This window comes from Mycobacterium lehmannii (assembly GCF_001499925.1).
GTDB classification, from domain to species: domain Bacteria; phylum Actinomycetota; class Actinomycetes; order Mycobacteriales; family Mycobacteriaceae; genus Mycobacterium; species Mycobacterium lehmannii.
On sequence record NZ_LQIR01000067.1, the window covers coordinates 136,621 to 160,556 of the forward strand.

Below are 23,936 nucleotides of genomic sequence, written 5' to 3' on the forward strand. Positions count from 1 at the left end.
ATGAGAAGCGTCGCGCTGCGCGTCTGGATCTTCTTCTGGCTGGTGTTCGTCTGGATCCTGTTGTGGGGCACCTTCTCCGCGGCGAATGTGCTCTCGGGTGCGGCGGTCGCGGCGTTGATCACATGGCTGCTGCCCCTGCCCGCCGTGCCGGTCGAAGGCAAGGTGCACGTGCTGTCGCTGATCCGGCTCATCCTCACGGTCGCCTACCGGTTGGTGCTGTCCTCGGGACAGGTTGCACTGCTGGCGTTGAAACCCCGCCCTCCGCTGTCGGCCGTTCTGCGGGCACAGCTTTCCGTGAAGTCAGACCTGGTGCTGTCGTTGGCGGTCGTCATCTTCAACCTGATTCCCGGATCGATCGTGCTCGAGATCGACCAGACCCGCCGGCTGCTCTACATGCATGTCATCGATGTCGGCTCCGACCGCGCGCTGCAAGCGTTCTACCACCAGGTGGCCGTGATCGAACGGTTGTTGGTCCGAACGTTCGAGCGTCCCGAGGACTGGCGCCCGGCGCACGAGCACGAGGAGCACGAAGTATGAGCCCCCAGCGAGATACGAAGGCGCAGCGCGCATGATCACCGTCTGGGTCATCGCCGCGGTGATGATGACCGCCGCCGCCGCCATCACGATGTTCCGTCTCCTCGCCGGGCCGAGCACACTGGACCGCCTGGTCGCCGTCGACACACTCATCGCCGTGGCGATGTGCGGGATCGGCATCTGGAGCGCCTACAGCCTGGACAGCACCGTCACCTACGGCATGGCCGCATTGGCGTTGATCAGCTTCGTCGGCACAGTCAGCGTCGCCCGATTCCGCGTCCCCGACGTCGACAAGTCCCGCACCATCGGGGGGCGAGGATGACCGGACTCGACATTCTCACGAGCGTGCTGGTGCTGGGCGGCTCGTCGCTCGCACTGACCGCCGCGATCGGCATCGTCCGTTTCCCCGACACGTTGACGCGCATGCACGCGGCGTCCAAGCCGCAGGTGCTCGGGCTCCTGCTGGTGATCATCGGCGCCGGGATACGGCTGCGCGGCAACGCCGATATCGGCATGCTCGTACTCACCGGCTTGTTCACGGTGATCACCGCACCGGTGGTGGCGAACCGGGTTGGCCAGCTCGCGTATCGGGAACAGAACGTCCGAGACGATCTGTTGACCGCGGACGAGATTGACGAGTTCGCCGACCACACGGAAAGCGGCGCCGATGGCCAGGACTGACGACGACAGCTGGGGCATCACCGAGAGTGTGGGCGCGACGGCGCTGGGGGTGGCCTGGTCTCGTGCGCTGGAGCAGAACACCGACTGCCCGCTGTTCACCGATCCCTACGCCCAGATGTTCGTCGACGCGGCGGTGGAACAGGGTTGGCAACCGCCCTCTGCCCACATGGCCGAACGCATCCGCTCGATCGGCGGCTACGCGGCGTCGCGCACCAAATGGTTCGATGAGTTCTTCATCGCCGCTGGTGCCAACGGCATCGACCAGGTGGTGATTCTGGCGGCCGGGCTCGACGCGCGGGCCTGGCGGTTGCCGTGGATCGGTGGCACCGTCGTTTACGAGATCGACCAGCCCCGGGTGCTGACGTTCAAGGTCGACACATTGCGCCGACACGAAGTCCAGCCGGCCGCCAAGTACATCCCGGTGCCGATCGACTTGCGCGAGGATTGGCCGCGGGCTCTGCGGGACGCGGGGTTCGACGCGAGCGAGCCGACCGCGTGGGCCGCCGAGGGGCTCCTCCCGTATCTGCCCGCACGCGGACAAGACTTGTTGTTCGAACGGATTCACAAGCTCAGCGCGCAAGGCAGCCGCATCGCCGTCGAGTCGTTCGGGGCGAAGTTCTTCGATCCGGAGTACCTGGCCAGTCGCCGCGAGAAGCTGGCCGAGTACCGCAGACAGGCGGGCAACGACGGTAGCGACGACGCGTTCGACGTACAGGACCTCTGGTACACCGAGGAACGCACCGAGGTGACCGACTGGCTCACCGACCACGGTTGGGACGTCACCTCGATCGGTGCCGCGGACCTGATGGAGCGCTACGGCCGGTGCGCTGTGGGCGAGCCCGACGACACCACTCCGCGGACGGTATTCGTCGAGGGACAACGGACCTGCTGACAACCGCTGTCGGCCAAAATCAGCGTCACGGCGGGGCTCTGACATCCGGTAACTTCTGAACGATGGAGGTTGACCCCGAGATCCTCAAGGCGTTCGCCAGTCAGGTCGACACGGTGTCGCCATTGATCCGTGAGGCTGACGTCGGCCACAAAGTGAGCGATGCCGCCGACGGCTTACCCGCCTCCGCCACTCAGTGGGCCGCACGACTTCTGGGTGAGCATGTGACGGAGCGGGTCGACGCGATAGCCGCAAATGTCCGCAAGATGGGCGAGGCAGTCCGCGGTGCGGGCAACACCTACGAGGTGACCGACTCGGACCTTGCGGGGCATTTCAAGAAAATCTTCTGAACCCGTGCTGCCATCGCGTTCCCGGCTCGAAAGCTGGAACCCGGACTCACTGAATTTCACCGGCCCTGCGGTAACGACCGCTGGCGAATCGGTGGAACGGGCAGTGGAACGAATCAACAACCACCTCAAGCGCATGCCCGAGACCAAGGCGTGGTCCGGCCAAGCGCACGACGCGGCATCGGCGATGTTCGGTCGCGCGCGCCAGACCACATCGGAGTTCAGCCGCTACACCACCGCGATCGGCAACGCCCTCAGTGAAGGCGCCGGCACCATCGGGACGGCACGAAAAGCACTGCTGGACAAGGCTGATGAAATCGACCGCGGCCCTCTCAACGTGTCGGAGGGGTGGGTGGTGCTGATCGACCCCGGGGCTCAAAGCGCGGAGCAGAACGGCTTCGCGCCCCCCGCGACCGGCGGGCTGCCGGACTTGATGCTCCCCGGTACGCAGCGACCGGCTGACGATTTACCCGATCCTCGAAACCCGATTGGGCTCACGCAGCAAGCGACGGTGCGTGGTGAGCAGATGGCCATGACCGTCCGCGAGACGACGTCGCGGTACAACGATGAGGGCCACTTCGAGAAGACACTGATCATGCAGGACGGCAGTAGGCACGTCATCACCGAGTACGAACCGGACTACAAGAACGGCGTTCCCGACATGACGACCGATGACCACTACGACACCGACGGCAATCTGATCTCGTGGACTAGTTCGACGCGTACGCCCGGCGGATACAAGAAGACGATCATGAATTGGGCGGACGGAACGCAATACGTCATCGACGAAACACCGGAAGGCGTGCGCACTGCGGCTTTCAATCTGCCCGACGGCCGCCACGGCGTTCTTCCTCCCGATAGTCCGCTACTCGTCCAGACCGTCCCGGACTGCATCGGAGATGTCCTCACGGGATTGGAAACGCATATCGATCGGGGCGGCAAGATTCCGATGTTGTCCATGGACGCCGTGGAGAAAGTCGGAGCGGGCGCCAAGTACGGTGGTCCCGCACTCGGTGTCATGTCGGCGACGTATGACTTCCTCGCCGCGCCCACGCCCGCCGACAAGTGTGTTTCGGTGTTCGCCGGTACATTCGCGCTCGTCGGCAATGCCGGCGGTGCGGCGGGAGGTGCAATGTTGGGTGGTCCGGTTCCGTTTCCCGGCGTCGCTCCGGCTCTCGCGGTCGGCGGCTCTGTCGCTGGCGGTGCGTGGATGAAGTCGGTCGGGACCAAGGTCGGTGAGGTGCTGTGCGGGGCATAGAGAAACCGCCTCCACCGCGCAACTGGGACACCAGGTTGTCAGCCCTGGCGAAGTTCGGGCTCTTAGGTTTTGTAGGCGGGGTTGGCTACAGCGTGGCGCAAACAGTGGTGGCGCTGCAGCGTGGCTCAATTCCTGCGGCGTTAACGTCCGGTGGACTGACGTTGTTCTTCTCCGGAGCCCTGGTTACGCTCGCCACGACCTGGTTCTCATCGCCGACGAAGTACGCCAAATCAGACACCCACGGGACGACGCTGCGCGTCAATCCGCTTATCGCCTGGAGTTGGAGTCTCACATTGGTCGGTGCCGCGATCGGATCGGTATGCTATCTCGCGTTCGTTTCACGCGGCGTCGCGGAGCTCCCTTTCACGACGCCTGGGCGGGATACCGTCAACCGGTACTTGATGATCACCCTGCTGGTTCTGTCACTGACCGGCCTGGTGGCGATGCTCAGGGGCCGTGGCGTGGCCCGACTGCGGATCGGACCAGACGTCATTGAGCACGCTGACATCTTGCGAACCCGCACTGCGCGTTGGGCTGACATTGTCGATGTCGCCGACGGTGCCGACAAGCGAACTCGAAATCCAATTATTTTCGTGCTCAACGACGGTAAGCCGATCGTCGTACCGAATGCCGACCGATACGAGCCCGGCTTCGGCACGCTGTATTGGATGGTCCGCCACTACTGGAAGCATCCCGAGGATCGCCTCGAACTCACCGACGGGCGCGCGCTCGAACGGTTGCGCAACGAGCAGTTCACCGCGGTGTGACTACTCCCCCGACAGCTGGAACTCGACCATCGCGGTCACGGTCTCGACGGCGTCGCTCAGCGCCGCCAGCCGCTCGGCGACGGTCGGCGCAGCCAGTACTGCGTAGCGGTCGGCCTGCCCCATAGGGAGACGAGAGGTCAACGTGTACAACCACTTACCGGCGTCGCCGGACGCGTCCGCACCCGCCACGAATTCGCGGCCGCTGACCTCGGCCCCGCGTGCAGCGGCGATCCGTTCGAACAGCGCGACCATGCGGTCCTCCACGTCGCGGATCGCGTCCGCCTCGACGGGCCCACCCGGCTGATCGGGCCACGGTTCGACCGCTGCGCGTGGATACGGATCGTCGGGCTGCCACTCGATGACCCGAATACGTTCGCCTACCGCACATTTGAGGCGGTAACGGCCGTCGCCGAAATCAGCGACCTCGCCGATGTGTGCCATCGCACCGACGTCGCTGCGAACGTCCCCGCCGCCCACTTCCCTACCCGCCTTGATCAACACGACACCGAACGCCGGGTCCTCGGTGGCCAGACAGTCCGAAACCAATGCGCTGTAACGAGGTTCGAAGATCCGCAACGGAAGCTCCTCGCCGGGCAGCATCGCCACCTGCAGCGGGAACATCGGGATGGCCGCCACGTCTACAGCTCCAGTTCGGCGACCAGGGCGTCGACGACGGCGCGCAGGTCGCCGTCGTGATCCTCGGCGACGCGGCGTTGACGTTGATACGATCCGCCGCCCCCGTAGATGTCGGCGACGTGCCGCAATTCGTCGGCGCAGTGCAGCGACGCGGCCACCGGTTCGAGTCGGTTGAGCAGCTCGTCGAGATCCTCGGTCACCAACCGTTCGTTGCTGTTCGCATCCTGGATGATGATGGCGTCGAGGCCGTAACGCGCTGCGCGCCACTTGTTCTCCTGCACATGCCACGGCGGCATGGTCGGCAGCGACTCACCGGCGTCGAGCCGCCGGTCGAGGTCGACGACCAGACAATGCGTCAACGCCACCAGCGCACCCAACTCGCGCAGATTGGAGACACCGTCGAATATCCGGATCTCCACCGTCCCGATATGCGGCGAAGGCCGGACATCCCAACGGATTTCGTTCATGTGGTCGATGATGCCGGTCTTCTTCTGGTCGTAGACGAAACGCTCCCACTCCGCCCACGACTGGAAGTGGAACGGCAGCCCGGCCGTCGGCAGCTGCTGAAACATCATCGCCCGGTTGGACGCATAACCGGTGTCCTCACCGTCCCAGAACGGGGATGACGCCGACAGGGCCAACAGATGCGGGTAGTGGTTGAGCAGTGAGGTGTTGATCGGCATCACCTTGTGCGCGGACCGGACCCCGACGTGCACGTGCACGCCCCAGATCAGCATCTGCCTTCCCCACCACTGGGTGCGCTTGATCAGCTCGGCGTAGCGGGGGGCGTCGGTCAGGCTGCCCGGTGACCACTTCGCGAACGGGTGGGTGCCCGCACAGAACAACTCCATACCGCGGCCCCGGACGATCTCGCGGGCCGTCACCAACGTCGAACGCAGGTCGTTCATCGCCTCGGGCACCGAATCGCAGATGCCCGTGACGATCTCGACGGTGTTGCGCAGCAGTTCCTTGTGCACGCGCGGGTTGTTTTCGCCGAGCTCCTCGATGACCGCGGTTGCCTCGTTGCTCAGGTCCCGCGTCGTCGCGTCGACGAGCGCGAACTCCCACTCGACCCCGACCGTCGGTCGGGGCGAGCCGACGAAATCGATGTGGCTGTTAGCCGGTACGGATAACACCGCATGCCACCCGCGATCCGGCGTCACCGGTCGCCAGAGTGGTTGCATCCGGCGGCGGGTCGCCGTTGACCTGCTGGTAGCGCTCCGGCGGAATGTTGGCGAAGTTGTCCGCCTTCTCGTGGATGATGATCGCGGTGCCCGCGCCCGAAGTGAGTTCCTCGGCGGTGAACGCGTCGGTCGTCGTCAGGACCCTGGCCGAACCGTCCTCGCGGACCTGCAGCGAGGTCAGGTCGCCGCTCGCGGGGTGACCGCTGTGGCCGGGCACCTGGAAGTGCCCGCCCGCCGAGTTGAAGTTCCCCGGCGCGCCACCGGTGGGCGCGACCGAGTTGGCCTCGCACTTGCCGACCTGATGGATGTGCATGCCATGGAAGCCGGGCGTCAGTCTCCCGGGCGTGGTGGTCTCGACGCTGATCGTCGCGTAGCCGCCACTGAACTGGATGTCGGCGGTCGCCACCGGCGTGCCGTCCGCGAGCTTCAATTCGGCGGTGAGCGTCTCACCTGCACCCTGTCCTTCACCTTGGCCTTGACCTTGGCCTTCTGCCTGTTCGCCGCCGTGACCACCGCCCTCACCCGGCGGGGCCGAGGGAGGCGGGGATCCGGTCCAGACGGACGGCGGGGTGCCCTGCACGTTGCTGGGCTCCTCGGGCGCCGCACAGGCGCTCAAGGCGAGTGCGGGAACGGCGAACAAGGCAGCGGCGGCGACGGTCTTGAACATGTGCACGAGCCTAACCGGTGACCACCACAATGACGCCGGGCGGTTGTTCGGCGAGTGCGGGCAATCGCGGTTCGACGGGCGCCTCGAGCAGACGTCCCACCTCTTCTGCGGCCTCCTGCTCGCCGGGCGCGTCGCTGAAGTACACGGTGGTGGCCGCCACGTCCGCCAATTCGAGGTTGCCGGTCTCGGTGACGTTCCAGCCGGCCTCGCGCAGCCGTCCGGCGGTACCCTCGGCCGCGCCCGCGACGGTGGAGATGTTGAAGACCCGGACCTCGGCATCGGCGGGTGCCGGCGCCTCCGACGTCGTGGTCGCGGTGGTCGTCGTCGCGGTCGCCAGCGGCGGCGCGTCCTCCTCGTCGCTGTCGGAACCCATCGCCTGAAACGCCACCAAAAGGAAAACGACGCCCAGGAAGAGCAGCACCATCACCATGGCGCGCAGGGGCAGCCCCGACGAATCTCGCTGGTTCATTGCGCCCACCTTATCGAGCGGGCCCCGCGGCCCGGGGAACTCAGGTGACGTCGAAGCCGAGACGGCGTGCCGCCCGCGCCTTCTGCCTGCTGGCCCTGAGTCGCCGCAACCGTTTGACCAGCATCGGATCGGCGGCGAGCGCCTCAGGTCGGTCGACGAGCGCGTTCAGCACCTGGTAGTAGCGGGTGGCCGACATGGAGAACAACTCCTTGATGGCGTCTTCCTTGGAGCCCGCGTATTTCCACCACTGCCGCTCGAACGCGAGAATGTCGTGCTCGCGCCGAGTCAGCCCGTCGGAGAGTTCAGAGTTGTCTCCGGATTGTTCAGTCCGCGCGATTGCGCCGTCCATCTGGCTCTTGGACCCTTCCGACAACTTGAATGACATCGCTGTGGTTCGGCGCTCATTCAACCACGTGATGGGCTGATGAGCGGTTCGACATGCCCGCGAGTCGGCCAGCAAGGGTTGCCGACTTAAGATTTTCGACCATGGCAGTCGTTCCGATCCGCATCGTAGGAGATCCCGTCCTGCACACAGCCACCGAGCCGGTGCCGGTCGGCGAGGACGGTTCGCTGCCCGCCGATCTCGCGGACTTGATCGCCGACCTGTTCGACACGATGGACGCCGCGAACGGGGTTGGCTTGGCCGCGAACCAGATCGGCGTCTCCAAGCGGGTGTTCGTCTACGACTGCGCCGAGGTGCGCGGTCGCATCACCCGCCGCCGCGGTGTGGTCGTCAATCCGGTGCTGGAGACCTCCGAAGTTCCCGAGACCATGCCCGATCCGGACGACGACGACGAGGGCTGCCTTTCGGTGCCCGGGGAGTCGTTCCCGACGGGGCGGGCCGACTGGGCCAGGGTGACGGGGCTGGACGCAGAAGGCAATCCGATCACCCTCGAGGGCACCGACCTGTTCGCCCGGATGCTGCAGCACGAGACGGGTCACCTCGACGGCTTCCTTTACCTGGACCGCTTGGTGGGCAGGCATGCGCGCAGCGCCAAGCGTGCGGTGAAGTCGCACGGCTGGGGAGTGCCGGGGTTGTCGTGGATGCCCGGTAAGGACCCCGATCCGTTCGGTCACTGACCGTGCCCGGGCTGCCCGCGATCGGCACACGCGTGACAGTGCGTTATCGGCGGCCGGCCGGTTCCACACCGCCGCTGACCGACGTGGTCGGCCATGTCGTCGACAGCTGTGCGGCACTGGAGATTCGGACGAAACGGGGGGGCGTCGTACGAATCGATGTCGACGATGTTGTCGCCATCAAGGAGCTGCCCGCCGCACCGGTGCGCACCGCCGACATCCGCAACGTCGAACACGCGGCGGCGTTGGCGTGGCCGGGTGTCGAACAGAAATGGCTGGGCGGCTGGCTGCTGCGCGCCGCGGAAGGCCACACGCACCGCGGCAATTCCGCTGTCCCGCTGGGCTTTGACGCCGACGCCACGGCCATTCCGGCGATCATCAGCTGGTACGGCGAGCGGGGGCTGACGCCGTGGCTTTCCATACCCGATCGGCTGTTCCGCCCGATCGAACAGCCGCCGCACCTCGAGACCGAGGTCATGACAAGCGATTTGAGCGATACGGTGGTCGACGAACGCGTGACCCTGACCGCGACGCCCGACGCCGCATGGCTGCATCTGTACCGCCGCGCCGTGCCCGTCGACGTGCTGACCGCCGTGATCGACGGTGAGGTCGCATTCGCGACGGTCCCCGGTGCGGCCGTCGGCAGAGCCGCGGTGACGACGGCCCCTGGTGGCCGGCGCTGGGTCGGGCTGTCGGCGGTGCGGGTCGACGAGCGGGCCCGCGGTGAGGGTCTGGCGCGCGCACTGTGTTCGACGCTGTTGGGTTGGGGGACCCAGCGGGGTGCGACCGGCGGCTACGCGCAGGTGCTGGTCGACAACGCGGTGGCCCTCGGCCTCTACAGGTCGATGGGTTTCCAGACGCAGCACCGCAGCCGCTATGTCGACGCTCGTAGCCTGTAAGCCATGCGGATCGCCACCTGGAACGTCAACTCGATTCGGGCTCGGGTCGAACGGGTCACCGACTGGCTCGAGCGAGCCGACGTCGACGTGCTGGCGATGCAGGAGACCAAGTGCAACGACGAGCAATTCCCGGTCATGCCCTTCCTGGCTGCCGGCTACGAGGTGACCCACTGCGGCTTCAACCAGTGGAACGGCGTGGCGATCGCGTCCCGCATCGGTATCGAGGACGTGCAGGTGGGCTTCGACGACCAGCCGACGTGGAGCGACAAGCCCGACGTGGAGGCGGCCGCCGAAGCCCGCGCCCTCGGCGCCACCTGCAACGGCGTCCGGGTGTGGAGCCTTTACGTGCCGAACGGCCGGTTCGTCGGCTCGCCGCACTACGCGTACAAGCTGGAATGGCTTGCCGCGCTCCGCAATACGGCCCAGAAATGGTTGTCCGATGACCCGGCCGCGCAGATCGCGCTCGTCGGCGACTGGAACATCGCGCCGACCGACGAGGACGTCTGGAGCGTCGAGTTCTACCAAGGCAGCACCCACGTCACCGCACCAGAACGCGAGGCGTTCAACGCGGTGGTGGAAGCGGGTTTCGCCGATGTGGTGCGGCCGCTCACTCCCGGACCGGGGGTCTACACCTATTGGGACTACACACAGCTGCGGTTCCCGAAGAACCGCGGCATGCGCATCGATTTCATCCTCGGCTCACCCGCGCTCGCCGAACGCGTCACCCACGCCGAGATCGTCCGTGATGAACGCAAGAGCGGCAAGGACCGCATCGGAGCGCCCAGCGATCACGCCCCGGTGTTGATCGAACTGGGGTGACCGCGACGGCCCACTTTCGACGATTCTCCCGTCGCCCCTTCCCGATTCCTCCGCGTCTGCGCTAGCGTGGCAGGCGTCCACACACGGGAGCGCGCACCAGCGCGCTGAGAGGACGGGTGGGCCCGTCGACCGTACGAACCTGACCGGGTAATGCCGGCGTAGGGAGATAGCTCGAATGACGCACGTCGCGAACAGTCCTGTCAATCCGTCCGTCACCACCGGCCCGATCCAGGGCAGCACGAAGGTGTATCGAGAGCTCGACGACGTGCCCGGCGCCAAGGTCCCGTTGCGCCGGGTGCACCTGACCAACGGCGAGCACCTCGACCTCTACGACACCTCCGGTCCGTATACCGACCCAACGGCGACCCTCGATCTGCAGGCGGGCTTGCCTGCGCGCCCGGGCGTCGTGCGCGACCGCGGAACACAGCTGCAGCGGGCCCGCGCCGGCGAGATCACCGCCGAGATGGCGTTCATTGCCGCCCGCGAGCGGGTGCCTGTCGAGCTGGTCCGCGACGAGGTCGCGGCGGGCAGGGCCGTCATACCCGCGAACCACAATCACCCCGAGACTGAGCCGATGATCATCGGCAAGGCGTTCGCGGTGAAAGTCAATGCCAACATCGGCAATTCGGCTGTGACCAGTTCGATCGCCGAAGAGGTCGACAAGATGGTGTGGGCCACCCGGTGGGGCGCCGACACCATCATGGACCTGTCCACCGGCCGCGACATCCACATGACTCGGGAGTGGATCCTGCGCAACTCCCCGGTGCCGGTCGGCACGGTTCCGATCTACCAGGCCCTCGAGAAAGTCAACGGCGACCCGGCCGCTCTGACGTGGGAAATATACCGCGACACCGTGATCGAACAGTGCGAACAGGGCGTGGACTACATGACCGTGCATGCCGGCGTGCTACTGCGCTACGTTCCGCTGACGGCCAAGCGTGTCACCGGAATCGTCAGTCGCGGCGGTTCCATCATGGCCGCATGGTGCCTGGCACACCACCGGGAATCGTTCCTGTACACCCACTTCGACGAGCTGTGCCAGATCCTGCAGCGTTACGACGTGACGTTCTCACTCGGCGACGGCCTGCGGCCCGGCTCGATCGCCGACGCCAACGACGCCGCCCAGTTCGCCGAGCTGCGTACGCTCGGCGAGCTCACCAAGATCGCGAAATCGCATGGCGTGCAAGTGATGATCGAGGGTCCCGGCCATGTGCCGATGCACAAGATCGTCGAGAACGTCCGGCTCGAGGAGGAGTGGTGCGAGGAGGCGCCGTTCTACACGCTGGGCCCGCTGGCAACCGATATCGCACCGGCCTATGACCACATCACCAGCGCCATCGGCGCGGCGATCATCGCGCAGGCCGGCACCGCGATGCTCTGTTACGTGACGCCGAAGGAACACCTCGGCCTACCCGACCGCAAAGACGTCAAGGATGGCGTCATCGCCTACAAGATCGCCGCGCACGCCGCAGATCTCGCCAAGGGCCACCCCCACGCTCAGGAACGCGACGACGCGCTGTCCCGCGCGCGCTTCGAGTTCCGCTGGCACGACCAGTTCGCGCTGTCGCTGGATCCCGACACCGCCCGCGCATTCCACGACGAGACGCTGCCCGCCGAACCGGCCAAGACCGCACACTTCTGCTCGATGTGCGGGCCGAAGTTCTGTTCGATGCGCATCACGCAGGACGTTCGCGACTATGCTGCCAAGCACGGGCTCGACAGCGAGGAGGCGATCGAAGCCGCGATGGAGATGGGAATGGCCGAGAAGTCACGCGAATTCGCCGAACACGGCAACCGCGTGTACCTGCCCCTGGCATGAGCTACCTACCACTGCCGCCGCCCCGTACCACCCCGGTGCGGGTGATGACGATCGCCGGATCCGATTCCGGCGGAGGCGCGGGAATCCAGGCCGACATGCGCACGTTCGCTCTGCTCGGAGTGCACAGCCTGGTTGCGGTCACCGCCGTAACCGTTCAGAATTCGGTAGGGGTCAAGGGTTTTCACGAGGTCCCCCTCGATGTCATCGCGGGGCAGATCGAAGCGGTGGCCTCCGACATCGGCGTGCAGGCAGCCAAGACGGGGATGCTGGCGTCGTCGGAGATCATCGACACCGTCGCCGAAACCTGGCGCGCACAGGGCATGGCCGGTTCGGTGCCCTTGGTCGTCGACCCCGTGTGCGCCTCCATGCACGGTGATCCCCTGTTGCATCCCAGTGCGCTGGATTCGCTGCGGGCACAACTGTTCCCGCTGGCGACATTGGTGACACCGAACCTCGACGAGGTACGCCTGCTCACCGACATCGAGGTCGTCGACCCCTCATCCCAGCGGGAGGCGGCCCGCGCGCTGCACGCACTCGGACCGCAGTGGGCGCTGGTCAAGGGAGGCCACCTGCGAGCGTCGGCGCAGAGCCCCGATCTGCTGTTCGACGGCACCGAGTTCCACGAATTCGACGCCACGCGCATCGACACCTGCCACGACCACGGCGCCGGTGACACGTTGGCCGCAGCCATCGCCAGCGCGCTGGCACACGGCTATTCGGTACCCGACGCGGTCGCGTTCGGTAAACGCTGGGTCACCGAATGTCTGCGCGCCGCCTATCCGTTGGGACGGGGGCACGGCCCGGTGTCGGCGCTGTTCAGGCTCACCGAGTGAACCTCGAACCGATCGCCGGTGTCGCCCACGAACCCGATGCCGACCCCGCCGGTGTCGTCGTACTCACCCACGGCGCCGGGGGCAGCAGGGAAGCGCCGCTACTCAAGAGGCTCTGTGACGAGTGGGCCGGACGCGGTTGGCTTGCGGTGCGCTACAACCTGCCCTACCGGCGCCGCCGGCCGAAGGGCCCGCCGTCCGGATCCGCCAAGGCCGACCAGGCCGGAGTGATCGAGGCCATCGACATCGCCCGCACACTCGCCGACGGCCCCGTCATCGCGGGCGGGCACTCATACGGCGGGCGGATGACATCGATGGCGGTGGCCGACCGCGCGGCCGACATCGACGTTCTGACACTGTTCTCCTATCCCCTCCATCCACCGGGAAAGCCGGAACGCGTACGCACCGAACACCTTCCGCGCATCACGGTACCGACGGTGTTCACGCACGGCACCGCCGACCCGTTCGGATCGATCGACGAACTCCGGTCCGCAGCCACCCTGATCGGCGCACCCACCGAGGTCGTCGAGATCACCGGCGCCCGGCACGATCTGGCCTCCAAGACACTCAATGTGCCTACGCTGGCGGTCGATGCGGCATTACGGTTGACGGGTGCGTCCTAGCCACTGGGTCATCGTCGCGGTTGTCGTGATCGGCATCGGTGCCCTGGCGGCGATCGGTTGGTTCTACATCGTCGAACCACGCATGACGACCACGGTGCGCGCCGACCACCTACGGCTCGGAGATTGTGTGCGCACGCGTGAGTCCGACGTTCTGCCGCAGGAAGTCAAGCGAGTGGACTGCGACGGTCCCCACTTCGGGGAGGTGTTCGCGATCCTGCGCGCACCCGATGCGCGGGACTATCCCGGCGAGGACGCCCTGAGAAGGATCGGCGACCAGTGCAGTGGGAAGTTCTTCGACTACGCGCCGAATATCCCCGAGGGGCCGACCTTTCGGCTTGCGATCGGCTATCCGAGTGCGCAGGCATGGTCGGAGGGGGCACGGTCGGTGGTCTGCGTCGCGATGGCCAAGAACGAACGCTGGGGTTCGATCCGCAGCTAGAAGGCGGTGACCGCGATACGGTTGCCGCGTGACAACGCCGCCGGGTCCTCCCCCGCCGTACGGACCACCGCCGTCCTACGGCGGGCAGCCACCCGATCCGTACCCGCCGCCGGGGTCCGCGTACCCGCCGCCGCCACCCCCAGCGAACTACCCGCCACCGCCGCCGCCGAACTACCCGCCACCGCCGCCGCCCCCGTACGCGCAACAGGGGTCCTATTACGCGCCGCCCCAAGATCGCCCCACGAACTGGTGGGCCATCGTTTCGCTGGTCTTCGGCCTGCTCGGCGGCGTTCTGATCAGCGTCGTCTGCGGCATCGTCGGCTTGAAAAAAGCCAGGGAGGGCCAGGGCGGCCGCGGCTTGGCGATCGCCGGCCTGGTGCTGTCGGCGCTGTGGGCGGCAGTGGCCGTCGTCGCCCTGCTGGTGTACTTCCTCATCGGAAACGGCACGGTGACCGCGACCGACGTCAAGGAGGGCGACTGCCTGGCCGACATCCCGGCCAACACCCGGGTGCTGACCGTGAAGACGATCGGATGTGACGAGGCCCACGCCGGTGAGGTCTTCGCCGTCCTCCAGATGCCCGACGGCGCGTTTCCCGGCCAGGCAGCAATCGACGCCTACGCCGAGAAGTGCAGCCCCAAATTGGCCGCTTACGCGCCGGAAGCGATGACGGACAGTTCCGTTCAGCTGTATGTGCTCTATCCCACGGCCGAAACCTGGGGGCAGGGTGACCGGGCCGTGACCTGCATTGCGACGCTCGATCCGCCGCGAACCGGCTCGCTAAAGCGCTGACGCCTCCCCGATACTGCCTGGTCGCTGCGGTACCGTTTTCCTATGACTTCGGAACTACTCGACGCCGTGATCGTCGGCGCGGGTTTCGGGGGGATCGGCGCGGCCATCCAGCTCAAGCGGATGGGATATCAGGACTTCGTCATCCTCGACCGCGAGGACGACCTGGGCGGCACCTGGCACGTCAATCGTTACCCCGGGTTGGCGGTCGATGTGCCGACGACCACCTACTCGTATTACTTCGAGCCCAACCCGAACTGGTCGCGGCTGTACTCCACCGGTGACGAGATCAAGCAGTACGCCGCTGACGTCGCCGACAAGTACGACGTGCGTAAGCACATGCGGTTCAACACGCTCGTCGAAGGCGCCTGCTGGGATGAGGAAAACGAGGTGTGGCGGGTCACGCTGGCCGGTGGCGAGACACTGTCGGCGCGCTACCTGATCACAGCCACCGGGTTCCTGTCGCAACCGAACACACCCGAGATTCCGGGCATCGAAAGCTTCGCCGGCAGGATCATTCACACCACCGCATGGGACAACACCTACGATCTCGATGGCCGTCGGGTGGCGGTCATCGGCACCGGTGCGACCGCGGTGCAGCTGATTCCGGAACTGGCCAAGAAAGCGGCCGACCTGACCGTCTACCAGCGCACGCCGGTGTGGGTGGTACCCAGACTCGACTTCCCCATCCCCAAGCCCGTCAAGCGGCTGTTCTCCCGGGTTCCCTTGACGCAGCGCGCACTTCGGGCCGTCACCGACGTGATCTATGAGTTTTTCCTTTTCGTCGGACTCCGACACCGACAGCTCCTGTTCCGGCGCCTGAACGTTGCGGCGTCCGACGTGGCCAAGATGCATCGGTTCTTCTCCGTGCGCGATCGCGAGCTGCGGATGCAGTTGACCCCCGACTATGACTTCGGCTGCAAGCGCCCGACGTTCTCCAACAGCTACTACCGGGTGTTCACCAAACCGAATGTGCACCTGCAAAGTTCGGGGATCGAGCACATCGAACCCGACGGCGTCGTCTCCGCCGACGGAACGAAGACCCAGATCGACACGCTCGTGCTGGCGACGGGCTTCAATCTGTGGGAGGCGAACATCCCGGCGATCGAGATCATCGGCCGCAAAGGGCGCAACCTAGGGAAGTGGTGGCGCGACACGAGGTTTCAGGCTTATCAGGGCGTCACGGTGCCCTACTTCCCCAACTATCTCAGTATGGCGAGCCCCTATGCCTTCCTCGGGCTGAATTTCTTCAACACGGTGGAATACCAGATGCGCCACATGGATCGGCTGTTCGGTGAGATGAAGCGCCGGGGCGCAACGACGTTCGAGGTCACCGAGGAAGCCAACGCTCGCTATCTCGACCGCATGACCAAGCTCATGGGCAACTCGGTGTTCATGGCAGGCAACTGCGCGGATTCGCGGTCGTACTATTTCGACCCCAACGGCGAGGCCACGTTGCTGCAGCCGGTGGCCACCCGTAGAGCCATCAAAGAGGCGTCACAGTATCCTCTGAGCGACTATCGGATTGCGTGAGCAGAGAGGAACACCGGCTGTGTCACTTCAGGAATCGAGCAGCGGTTCACGCGCGGCCACGGTGGCCGGCCTGGGCCTGGCCGGGGTCGGGCTCAGCCACTTCGTCAAGCCGGAGCTGTTCGAATCGGTGACGGTGCAGGCGTTCCCACACAACACCCGCCAGTTCATCTACGTCAACGGCGGTATCGAGACGGCGCTGGGGCTCGGGCTGGCGGCCCGCAAAACCCGCAGACTCGCCGTCCTCGGCACCCTCGGCTACCTCGCCTACTTGGCGGGCAACGTCGCACGTAACCGGTAGCGGCCCAACAGAGTCACGTCCAGCAGCCGCTGCAGAATCGCCCGGTTCTTCGGTGAATTCGCGTAGCGCATCAACCGGCCCAGGTCGATCACCAACGCCATGGCCGCGTGCACGGCGAACCTGGCCTGGCTCGGCGTCCAATCGGGGCGCACGGCGACCACCAACTCCACCACCGATTCGACGGTGGTGCGCTGCATGTTTCGCAAGATCTTCTGATCCGTCGGCGACATGTGCAGCCGCTCGGAGTAGTAGACGTAGTCGAGTTCGGGATGTGCGAACGACCTGGCCACGTAGGCATCGATGACCGCGGCGAGGGCGTCCTCGGGGTCGGTGTTGGCAGCGGTGATCGCTGTCAGCTCGTCGGAGAGCCGGTCGGCCGCCCGCCGGAAGACGGCGGCCAGGATGTCGCTCTTGCCCGCGAAGTACCGGTAGATCCCTGACGCGGGCATGCCGACGGCCGCGGCGATGTCTTCCATGCCCGTGTCGCGGTATCCCTTGATGTTGAACAAGCGCATGGACTCGTTGAGCAGCGCTTCATATCGCGACGGCTCGATGGCGGTGGAAACGGGTGCGACCGGCTGCTCGGCGACGTCGTCGCCGTGGGGCAACTCGGTGGCGGCCAGCGCTATCGCGAGATCCGACAGCAGCACCCGCACCTGGCCGGCGGGTAGCTTCGCCCGGTGGTCGACGATGCTGCCGGTGACCGACAGGACCGCAATCGACAACGTCCACCGCTGGTGGGAGGTCAGATCCGGGCGCATGGCGCAGATCGGACGCTGGATGCGGCGGTTGACGGTGCGCATCTGCGCGATCAGGGACGCTTGATCGTCCCCGCGCAGATATCGCGCCTCCCAGCGATACAACCCGCCAGACTCTCGGTTCGCCATCGCGGTATCGATGAGCGCCGTGGCCACCCGGTGCAGTTCCAGTTCGGGGTCCTCGAGATCGGTCTCGTCGATGAACGCGGTGGCATCAACCAGCTGCTGCCCCAGATTGAGCACGGCGTCGCGGAAGAGGTCGTATTTGCTCGCGTAGTGCCGGTACAGAGCGGCCGCCGAGATGCCCACCCGTGATGCGATCGATTCCATGCTCACGCCGTAGAAGCCCAAGGTGCTGAACGCCTCGGCGGATGCCCGGGCGATCTGGGCTTTTCGGTCTTTCGGCCGGCGCCGGACCGCGTCACCGCTCGCCGGCCGAGTGCGCGACATGGCAGACACGATATCGGACCGACCCCCGCCATACCGGTCCAGGACCACCGTCGGTATCGGTTCGAACTTGCCCGACGACATAGAATGACGATTAACATAATGGTGTGTTCGGCGCGCTCCGCAGGCTTCTGGGCTTTCAGGTCACGATCGGTGAGTTGATCGTGGTGGCGCTCGTCCTCGGCACGCCGTACCTGCTGGTCGGCGTGTTCTGGTCCACCACCCACACCGACCACCTGCACGGCATGACCGGCGCCGATCTGGTCGTTTCTTATCTGGGGTCGATCGCCTCATGGCCGGTGCTGCTGTTTGCAGACGTGTGTATGACATGAACGGGGGAACACATTGTCCGACCACCACCACCGTCTCGCGTGGACCGGGATCATCGCCGCCGTCGTACTGGGCGTCGCCTTGCTAGCGCTGAACTTCCCGGTCTTCCTGGACAGCTACGACCAGTACGGCTGGCAGGTCAGATGTGGGACCGGATATCTCAGCGACCTGACCCAGGCGGCCGCGGCCGGCGGCGACTCGAACTACGTCGAGCAGTGCGAGTCGGCGCTGCTGATGCGACGGCTGTGGACGGTACCGCTGGCGCTACTCGGCGGTGCCGGCCTGCTCGTGGCGCTCGTCGCCTCGGCGACGACCTCCGCCCGCGAGTCGTTGCATCCGCACCACAACAACGCCTGATCTAGCATTCCGGCGTGAGCACGCCGGCCGGTCCTGCGCTGCCCCGCCGGCTCGGCACCTTCGACGCGGTCGTCATCGGGCTGGGTTCGATGCTGGGCGCGGGCATCTTCGTCGCCGTCGGGCCCGCCGCCGCGGCGGCCGGTTCGGGACTGCTGATCGGGTTGGCGGTCGCCGCCGCCGTGGCCTACTGCAACGCCACCTCGTCGGCCTGGCTGGCCGCGCGGTACCCCGAGTCCGGCGGCACCTACGTCTACGGGCGTGAGCGGCTCGGCCGGTTCTGGGGTTACACCGCGGGGTGGAGTTTCATCGTCGGCAAGACCGCATCGTGCGCGGCGATGGCGCTCACCGTCGGCTACTACGTGTGGCCCGAAGCGGCCCGTGGCGTCGCGGTCGGGGCGGTCGCCGCACTGACCGCACTGAACTACGCGGGCATCCGTAAGTCGGCGCTGCTGACCCGCGTCATCGTCGCCCTGGTTCTGGCGGTGCTGGGCACCGTGGTGGTCACCGTCCTCGGTTTCGGGGAGGTCGAGTTGGCCCGCCTGTCGGCCGGCGCCGACGTCTCCGTCGTCGGCGTGCTGCAGGCCGCCGGATTGTTGTTCTTCGCGTTCGCGGGGTATGCACGGATCGCGACACTTGGCGAAGAGGTCCGCGACCCCACCCGCACCATCCCCCGCGCGATACCGCTGGCTCTGGCCATCACGCTCGTGGTGTATACCCTTGTCGCCGCCGCCGTTGTCGCCGAGTTAGGCAGCGCGGCAACGGCTTCAGCAGCGGCACCGCTTGCCGACGCGGTGACCTCGGCCGGCTTCCCAGCACTGGAGCCCGTCGTGCGGGTCGGTGCCGCGGTGGCCGCCCTCGGGTCACTGCTGGCGCTCATCCTCGGGGTGTCGCGCACGACGCTGGCGATGGCGCGCGATCGCCACCTGCCGCACACGCTGTCCCGCGTGCACCCGAGATTCGGCAGCCCACACCGCGCCGAGGTCGTCGTCGGCCTCGCCGTGGCCGCGCTCGCCGCCACCGTGGACGTCCGCACCGCGATCGGCTTCTCGTCGTTCACCGTCCTCGTCTACTACGCCATCGCCAACGCGTCGGCCTGGACCCTCGGTCGCCGGACGGTCCCGGCGGTCGGGCTGGCGGGTTGTGTGGTGCTGGCGTTGCTGCTTCCGGGGCCTTCGGTCCTGGCCGGCGCTTGCGTGGTGCTCGGGGGTGCGCTGGCTTACCGTCTTAGACCGTGATCGAGCTGAGCTGGAAGCGCGTCGACGCCGACCCCGGCGATGACTTCGTCGTCGCACCCGATGAACGTCTCGGCTGGGGTCGGACGATCGGGCTCGGCGCTCAGCACGTCGTGGCCATGTTCGGCGCCACCTTCCTGGTTCCGGTCCTCACCGGCTTCCCACCGGCGACGACGCTGTTGTTCTCGGGCGTCGGGACGGTGCTGTTCCTGCTCATCACCGGCAATCGGCTGCCCAGCTACCTGGGTTCGAGCTTCTCGGTGATCGCACCGGTCACCGCGGCCGTCGCCTCGCACGGAACCGGAAGCGCCCTCGGCGGACTCGTGGCGGTCGGCCTCGCGCTGGTGACGATCGGCGGCCTGGTCCACCTGGTCGGCACGCACTGGCTCGACGTGGCGCTTCCCCCGGTGGTCACCGGGGCGATCGTCGCGTTGATCGGCTTCAACCTGGCGCCCTCGGCCAAGGCGAACTTCGAACAGGGTCCGGTGGTCGGGCTCGTCACGCTGGTGCTTCTGGTGGCGACGCTGGCGTTCTTCCGCGGCATCATCGGCCGGCTGGCCATCTTCCTGGCCGTCCTCGTGGGGTACCTGCTCGCCCTGGTGCTCGGTGAGATCGACACCGCACCGATCGCCGCCGCTCCGTGGCTCGGGCTGCCGGAGTTCCAGGCGCCGACGTTCACCGTCGCGGTGTTGCCGATGTTTCTGCCCGCGGTGATCGCCCTGGTCGCCGAGAACATCGGGCACGTGAAATCGGTCGGCCAGATGACCGGCACCGATGTCGACCCGGTGACGGGCCGGGCACTGGCCGCCGACGGTGTGGCCACCACGCTGGCCGGTTTCGGTGGCGGCTCTGCGACCACCACATACGCGGAGAACATCGGCGTGATGGCGGCGACGCGGGTGTATTCCACTGCGGCGTATTGGGTTGCGGGCGCCGTGGCGATCCTGCTCTCGCTGTGTCCGAAGGTCGGCGCGGCGATCTCGGCGATACCCGCCGGCGTGCTCGGTGGGGCGACCGTGGTGCTCTACGGCTTGGTCGGGGTGCTGGGAGTCCGGATCTGGCTGACCAACCGCGTCGACTTCTCCCGGCCGGTCAATCAGATGACCGCGGCCATCCCGCTGATCATCGGCATCGCCGACTTCACCTGGCACGCAGGCACCTTGACCTTCACCGGAATCGCGCTGGGCTCGATAGCGGCCCTGGCGGTCTATCACGGCATGCGGCTGTTGGGATTCCGGCAGGCTAGCGAGCGGCCCGCTGCCGTTGGTCCCGGGGCGGAACACCGTTGACGCCGTCGACCGACCGCGCGTAGGTCGCCACGGCGTAGGTGACCGCAGGTCCCAGGACCGACAGCGCGTCGCGGTTGACGTTCTCCACGGTGTCGCGCTTGGTGCGGTAGTTCGGGTCGAACGGGGCACCTGCCCGCCCGCCCCAAAGCCGAGCCTGTATCTCGCTCTTACGTTGTGACGAACCGGCTGTCAGGCCGCCGACCGGCACTCCGGCAGCGAGAAACGGGTAGTAGTCGGTGAATTCGCTCAGCGGCATGTCCGCGGGCCGCACCCCCGCCGTGTTCAGATAGCCGGCCAGCATCCGCTCGATACCGGCCGAACCCGCGGGCACCGACCGCGCGGGGATCGCCGGGTTGGGCGTAGCGGACTGGTCACCGTCGTAGGTGAAGTAGCCGGCATTCGGCGAACCGAGCATGTCGAAGCCCAGATACAGCGCGATGTCGCGGAGTTCGTCGGGCGAGAGTCCCTGCACATACCTGGTCGGTCCGGCCAGCCCGTTCTCCTCGGAGGCCCAGAATACGAAGCGCACGGCGTTGGCGACCGGCGGCTGCGGACCCAGTGCCGCAGCGGTTTCCAGCAGCGCCGCGATACCCGTCCCGTCGTCGTTCACTCCAGGGCTGGCTGCCGAACTGTCCAGGTGCGCACCCGCCAGCACGACGTTACGGGCGTCCCCGGTCTTGGTCTGCGCCACGAGGTTTCGGGTCTTCTTCATGACCGGCTTGCGGTCGAGCACGAGGCGTACCGGCGCCGAGGTTCGCCGCAGGGCGGCGTCGGCTTCGCGGCCGATGACCCCGACTGGAACGGTCAGGTCCTGGTAGTAGCCGGGCGTGAACAGGCCCGTCGGGCTCCCGCTGCCGCCGGGCGAGCTGACGACGAGCAGGCCCACGGCGCCCTCCGAGACGGCCGCGTTCTGTTTGGCGACCACCGAGCAGCCCGTGTCGTCGACGATGGCGATCGCGCCCCGCACCGACGTGCCGTCGTAGTCGGCGGTCCGGCAACCGGCGGGCTTCGCGGGCCGAAGCGTCACGGCATTCAGCCCGCCGCGCGGCGTGGTGATCAGAAGTGAGGCCTGGTCGACGGGATATTCGCGCCCGCTCACCCGCATCGACGGATTGCCGCCCACACTGCGGTCGAGCAGTTCGAACTCAGGGGTTTGGACGTCGAATCCCTTGTCGCGCAGGAACTGTGCGACGTAGTCGACGGTGGCGTCGTATCCGGGCTTGCCGTTGGCGCGGTTGCCGCCGTTGGTGTCGGCGATCTGCTGCAGTTTCTGCAGATGGGTGTACATCGCGTCGGCGGTGACCTTGTCCGCAATCTCCTGTGGCGACGGCGGCGCCGGCTCCGGCGACGAGCACGAGGTCATTGCTGCGACGACCCCAATGACGACTCCGACCGCGGCTCCCGCGCCCGCCGCCCACCTCTTCATGACGCGAGCGGATGACGGACGCGCAGATCGCGCGTGGGGATTCCGTTGGGCCCGCCCTGGTCCTGGGCGTAGATACCGACGGCGTAGGACACGCCCGCCCCGTGAATACCGAGTGCGGTGCGGTCGAGGTGCTCCAGGGTGTCCGATTCCTTGTGGTAGTTGGGGTCGAACGGCTGATTCGCCTCACCACCCCACCGCTCGGCTTGCTCGGGCGTCATCTTGGCCTCGGCGCCCGAGAAGGTGCCACCGGCCGGGATGCCGGCCAGAGTGAATGCGTCGTAGTCGGAGCGACCGTCGAAGCTGGTGTCCTCGGCCGGTTTTCCGGCCGCGTCGAGGTAGTCCACCAGCGTGCGTTCCACGCCCGCGGCCCCTTCCGGCACCCGGGCGATCGCGCCCTCCTCGCCGGGCGGCAGGGACTGATTCCCGTCATAGGTGAAGTAGCCGGGGTTCGGAGAGCCCACCATGTCGAAGTTCAGATAGAGCGAGATGTCCTTGAGGGCATCGACATCCAGCGACTCCAGATAGTTGTTCGATCCGAACAACCCGACCTCCTCCGCGCCCCAGAAACCGAACCGTACCGCGTTCTGGACATCGGGGGAACCGCCCAACTGCACTGCGGACTCCAGCACGGCCGCCACACCGGACGCGTTGTCGTTGATGCCCGGCCCCTCCGGGACGCTGTCCAGATGTGCACCGGCCATCACGACGTTTGCGGTGTCGCCCGTTCGGGTCTGGGCGATGACGTTGCGGGTCCGCTCCTTGCGCACACCCGCATTCAGCTTGAGGGTGACGTCTCCCGGTTCGGCCCGTAGCCGATCGCCCTCCGCCTTGGTGATGCTGACGACCGGGATGGTCGCCTCCGTGTCCTCGCCGAGGGTGCCGCCCATCTCGTCGTTGTCCTCGCTGTTGGCGACGATCAGAGCGACCGCGCCGCGTTCGGCGGCCGCCTCCTCCTTCTCGGAGAACTGGCACTTGCCACGGTCGACGAGCACGACGGCGCCCTCGACGGGCAAGCCGTCGTAGTCGGAGACCGTGCACCCCGGGGAGTCCTCCACGCGGGCGAGCACCAGCGGGCCCGACACCCCACCCGGCGGTGTGCCGATCGTGAAGTTCAACGGTCTGGCCTTGACCGCGTCGCCGCCGACGGTCAGCGCGGGTTCGTCGGCGAACGGCAGCCGCACCTCGAACTCCGGTGTCTGCACGTCGAATCCCTTGTCGCGCAGGGTGTTAGCGACGTAGTCGACGCTGGCATCGTAGCCAGCGGTGCCAAGGGCACGGTTGCCGTCGTTGTTGTCGGCGATCTCCTGCAGCCGGACCAGATGCTGGTAGATGGCGTCGGCGGAGGTGCGCTGCGCGAGCGACCTGGCGAAGTCCACGGCGGCCGGCGACACCCCCGCCTGCGTGGTGGGCGGCTGCACCACCGGTTGGGGCTCCTCGTCACGGCCGCAGCCCCCGAGTGCGACGACGCCGGCTGAGATGAGGGCGATCGTCTTCGTTGTCTTCGATAGCTTGGAAACCTTTGTGTGGCTCATTGCCCACTA

At 66.8% G+C, this 23,936-nt stretch carries 29 protein-coding genes and 1 riboswitch; of the genes, 21 read left to right on the forward strand and 8 right to left on the reverse strand.

Annotated features, from left to right (window positions below):
• The 7 genes from AU192_RS22635 to AU192_RS25605 all read left to right on the forward strand — a co-directional run bounded on the left by AU192_RS22635 (position 1) and on the right by AU192_RS25605 (position 4,476).
• On the forward strand, positions 1-537 hold the full coding sequence (locus AU192_RS22635; protein ID WP_207544977.1) for a Na+/H+ antiporter subunit E: 537 nt from the start codon (positions 1-3) through the stop codon (positions 535-537).
• A gap of 31 nt (positions 538-568) precedes the next feature.
• A complete protein-coding gene (locus AU192_RS22640) occupies positions 569-856 on the forward strand; it encodes a monovalent cation/H+ antiporter complex subunit F (RefSeq protein WP_064399764.1) in 288 nt (95 codons plus the stop codon).
• Complete coding sequence (mnhG, locus tag AU192_RS22645) at positions 853-1,215, forward strand: monovalent cation/H(+) antiporter subunit G (protein WP_064399765.1); 363 nt, start codon at positions 853-855, stop codon at positions 1,213-1,215. The genes AU192_RS22640 and mnhG overlap by 4 nt, the downstream gene beginning before the upstream one ends.
• On the forward strand, positions 1,202-2,107 hold the full coding sequence (locus tag AU192_RS22650) for an SAM-dependent methyltransferase (protein WP_064399766.1): 906 nt from the start codon (positions 1,202-1,204) through the stop codon (positions 2,105-2,107). The genes mnhG and AU192_RS22650 overlap by 14 nt, the downstream gene beginning before the upstream one ends.
• Before the next feature lie 62 nt (positions 2,108-2,169).
• Positions 2,170-2,454: a type VII secretion target gene (locus tag AU192_RS22655; protein WP_064399767.1), complete on the forward strand. Its 285-nt coding sequence runs from the start codon at positions 2,170-2,172 to the stop codon at positions 2,452-2,454.
• A 103-nt stretch (positions 2,455-2,557) separates the two neighbouring features.
• Complete coding sequence (locus tag AU192_RS22660; RefSeq protein ID WP_064399768.1) at positions 2,558-3,709, forward strand: hypothetical protein; 1,152 nt, start codon at positions 2,558-2,560, stop codon at positions 3,707-3,709.
• 35 nt (positions 3,710-3,744) lie between these two features.
• Positions 3,745-4,476, forward strand: a complete 732-nt coding sequence (locus AU192_RS25605) for a hypothetical protein (protein WP_133148056.1) — start codon at positions 3,745-3,747, stop codon at positions 4,474-4,476.
• On the opposite strand, the gene AU192_RS22670 is transcribed toward AU192_RS25605, so the two are convergent.
• The 5 genes from AU192_RS22670 to AU192_RS22690 are packed head-to-tail and all read right to left on the reverse strand — an operon-like array spanning position 4,477 to position 7,781.
• A complete protein-coding gene (locus AU192_RS22670) occupies positions 4,477-5,112 on the reverse strand; it encodes an LON peptidase substrate-binding domain-containing protein (RefSeq protein WP_120275778.1) in 636 nt (211 codons plus the stop codon).
• Between the two features lie 2 nt (positions 5,113-5,114).
• On the reverse strand, positions 5,115-6,248 hold the full coding sequence (locus AU192_RS22675) for a glutamate--cysteine ligase (RefSeq protein WP_064399864.1): 1,134 nt from the start codon (positions 6,246-6,248) through the stop codon (positions 5,115-5,117).
• Entirely contained in the window at positions 6,229-6,963 is a 735-nt protein-coding gene (gene sodC / locus AU192_RS22680) for a superoxide dismutase[Cu-Zn] (protein ID WP_064399770.1), read from the reverse strand. The genes AU192_RS22675 and sodC overlap by 20 nt, the downstream gene beginning before the upstream one ends.
• Positions 6,964-6,973: 10 nt before the next feature.
• Positions 6,974-7,432, reverse strand: coding sequence for a LytR C-terminal domain-containing protein (locus tag AU192_RS22685; protein ID WP_064399771.1), 459 nt, complete (start codon positions 7,430-7,432; stop codon positions 6,974-6,976).
• A gap of 40 nt (positions 7,433-7,472) precedes the next feature.
• The gene (locus tag AU192_RS22690; protein WP_064351385.1) at positions 7,473-7,781 is read right to left on the reverse strand and encodes a nucleoid-associated protein NapA; all 309 of its coding nucleotides are present in this window, start codon (positions 7,779-7,781) and stop codon (positions 7,473-7,475) included.
• A 137-nt stretch (positions 7,782-7,918) separates the two neighbouring features.
• On the opposite strand from AU192_RS22690, the gene AU192_RS22695 reads away from it, so the two are divergent.
• The 10 genes from AU192_RS22695 to AU192_RS22740 all read left to right on the forward strand — a co-directional run bounded on the left by AU192_RS22695 (position 7,919) and on the right by AU192_RS22740 (position 16,556).
• Positions 7,919-8,512, forward strand: coding sequence for a peptide deformylase (locus AU192_RS22695; RefSeq protein WP_064399772.1), 594 nt, complete (start codon positions 7,919-7,921; stop codon positions 8,510-8,512).
• 2 nt (positions 8,513-8,514) lie between these two features.
• Complete coding sequence (locus tag AU192_RS22700; RefSeq protein WP_064399773.1) at positions 8,515-9,408, forward strand: N-acetylglutamate synthase, CG3035 family; 894 nt, start codon at positions 8,515-8,517, stop codon at positions 9,406-9,408.
• A gap of 3 nt (positions 9,409-9,411) precedes the next feature.
• Positions 9,412-10,227, forward strand: a complete 816-nt coding sequence (locus AU192_RS22705; protein WP_064399774.1) for an exodeoxyribonuclease III — start codon at positions 9,412-9,414, stop codon at positions 10,225-10,227.
• A gap of 73 nt (positions 10,228-10,300) precedes the next feature.
• Positions 10,301-10,409: riboswitch (TPP riboswitch) on the forward strand.
• Positions 10,403-12,046 (forward strand): phosphomethylpyrimidine synthase ThiC, encoded by a 1,644-nt coding sequence (gene thiC, locus AU192_RS22710; protein ID WP_064399775.1) that lies wholly within the window; start codon positions 10,403-10,405, stop codon positions 12,044-12,046. It overlaps the preceding riboswitch by 7 nt.
• On the forward strand, positions 12,043-12,879 hold the full coding sequence (gene thiD, locus AU192_RS22715) for a bifunctional hydroxymethylpyrimidine kinase/phosphomethylpyrimidine kinase (RefSeq protein WP_064399776.1): 837 nt from the start codon (positions 12,043-12,045) through the stop codon (positions 12,877-12,879). Before thiC ends, thiD begins: the two co-directional genes overlap by 4 nt.
• Positions 12,876-13,499, forward strand: a complete 624-nt coding sequence (locus tag AU192_RS22720) for an alpha/beta hydrolase family protein (RefSeq protein WP_064399777.1) — start codon at positions 12,876-12,878, stop codon at positions 13,497-13,499. The genes thiD and AU192_RS22720 overlap by 4 nt, the downstream gene beginning before the upstream one ends.
• Positions 13,489-13,938: a septum formation family protein gene (locus AU192_RS22725; protein ID WP_064399778.1), complete on the forward strand. Its 450-nt coding sequence runs from the start codon at positions 13,489-13,491 to the stop codon at positions 13,936-13,938. The genes AU192_RS22720 and AU192_RS22725 overlap by 11 nt, the downstream gene beginning before the upstream one ends.
• 28 nt (positions 13,939-13,966) lie before the next feature.
• Positions 13,967-14,728 (forward strand): DUF4190 domain-containing protein, encoded by a 762-nt coding sequence (locus tag AU192_RS22730; RefSeq protein WP_064399779.1) that lies wholly within the window; start codon positions 13,967-13,969, stop codon positions 14,726-14,728.
• Between the two features lie 42 nt (positions 14,729-14,770).
• Positions 14,771-16,258, forward strand: coding sequence for a flavin-containing monooxygenase (locus AU192_RS22735; protein WP_064399780.1), 1,488 nt, complete (start codon positions 14,771-14,773; stop codon positions 16,256-16,258).
• A 19-nt stretch (positions 16,259-16,277) separates the two neighbouring features.
• On the forward strand, positions 16,278-16,556 hold the full coding sequence (locus tag AU192_RS22740) for a hypothetical protein (protein WP_064399781.1): 279 nt from the start codon (positions 16,278-16,280) through the stop codon (positions 16,554-16,556).
• Here the strand turns inward: AU192_RS22740 and AU192_RS22745 are convergent.
• Entirely contained in the window at positions 16,523-17,764 is a 1,242-nt protein-coding gene (locus AU192_RS22745) for a TetR/AcrR family transcriptional regulator (protein ID WP_064399865.1), read from the reverse strand. The genes AU192_RS22740 and AU192_RS22745 overlap by 34 nt on opposite strands.
• Before the next feature lie 104 nt (positions 17,765-17,868).
• Here AU192_RS22745 and AU192_RS22750 point away from each other — a divergent pair, with 104 nt between their 5' ends.
• From AU192_RS22750 to AU192_RS22765, 4 genes are read left to right on the forward strand one after another with little or no spacing between them, the layout of a single operon-like run.
• Positions 17,869-18,093, forward strand: a complete 225-nt coding sequence (locus tag AU192_RS22750; protein ID WP_064399782.1) for a hypothetical protein — start codon at positions 17,869-17,871, stop codon at positions 18,091-18,093.
• Between the two features lie 13 nt (positions 18,094-18,106).
• The gene (locus AU192_RS22755) at positions 18,107-18,448 is read left to right on the forward strand and encodes a hypothetical protein (protein ID WP_064399783.1); all 342 of its coding nucleotides are present in this window, start codon (positions 18,107-18,109) and stop codon (positions 18,446-18,448) included.
• A 14-nt stretch (positions 18,449-18,462) separates the two neighbouring features.
• Positions 18,463-19,683 (forward strand): APC family permease, encoded by a 1,221-nt coding sequence (locus AU192_RS22760; protein ID WP_120275781.1) that lies wholly within the window; start codon positions 18,463-18,465, stop codon positions 19,681-19,683.
• Complete coding sequence (locus AU192_RS22765) at positions 19,680-20,969, forward strand: uracil-xanthine permease family protein (protein WP_064399784.1); 1,290 nt, start codon at positions 19,680-19,682, stop codon at positions 20,967-20,969. The genes AU192_RS22760 and AU192_RS22765 overlap by 4 nt, the downstream gene beginning before the upstream one ends.
• Here the strand turns inward: AU192_RS22765 and AU192_RS22770 are convergent.
• Entirely contained in the window at positions 20,923-22,395 is a 1,473-nt protein-coding gene (locus AU192_RS22770) for a M28 family peptidase (protein ID WP_064399785.1), read from the reverse strand. The two genes, AU192_RS22765 and AU192_RS22770, sit on opposite strands and share 47 nt — an antisense overlap.
• A complete protein-coding gene (locus AU192_RS22775) occupies positions 22,392-23,927 on the reverse strand; it encodes a M28 family metallopeptidase (RefSeq protein ID WP_064399786.1) in 1,536 nt (511 codons plus the stop codon). Before AU192_RS22775 ends, AU192_RS22770 begins: the two co-directional genes overlap by 4 nt.
• Between the last annotated feature and the right edge of the window lie 9 nt (positions 23,928-23,936).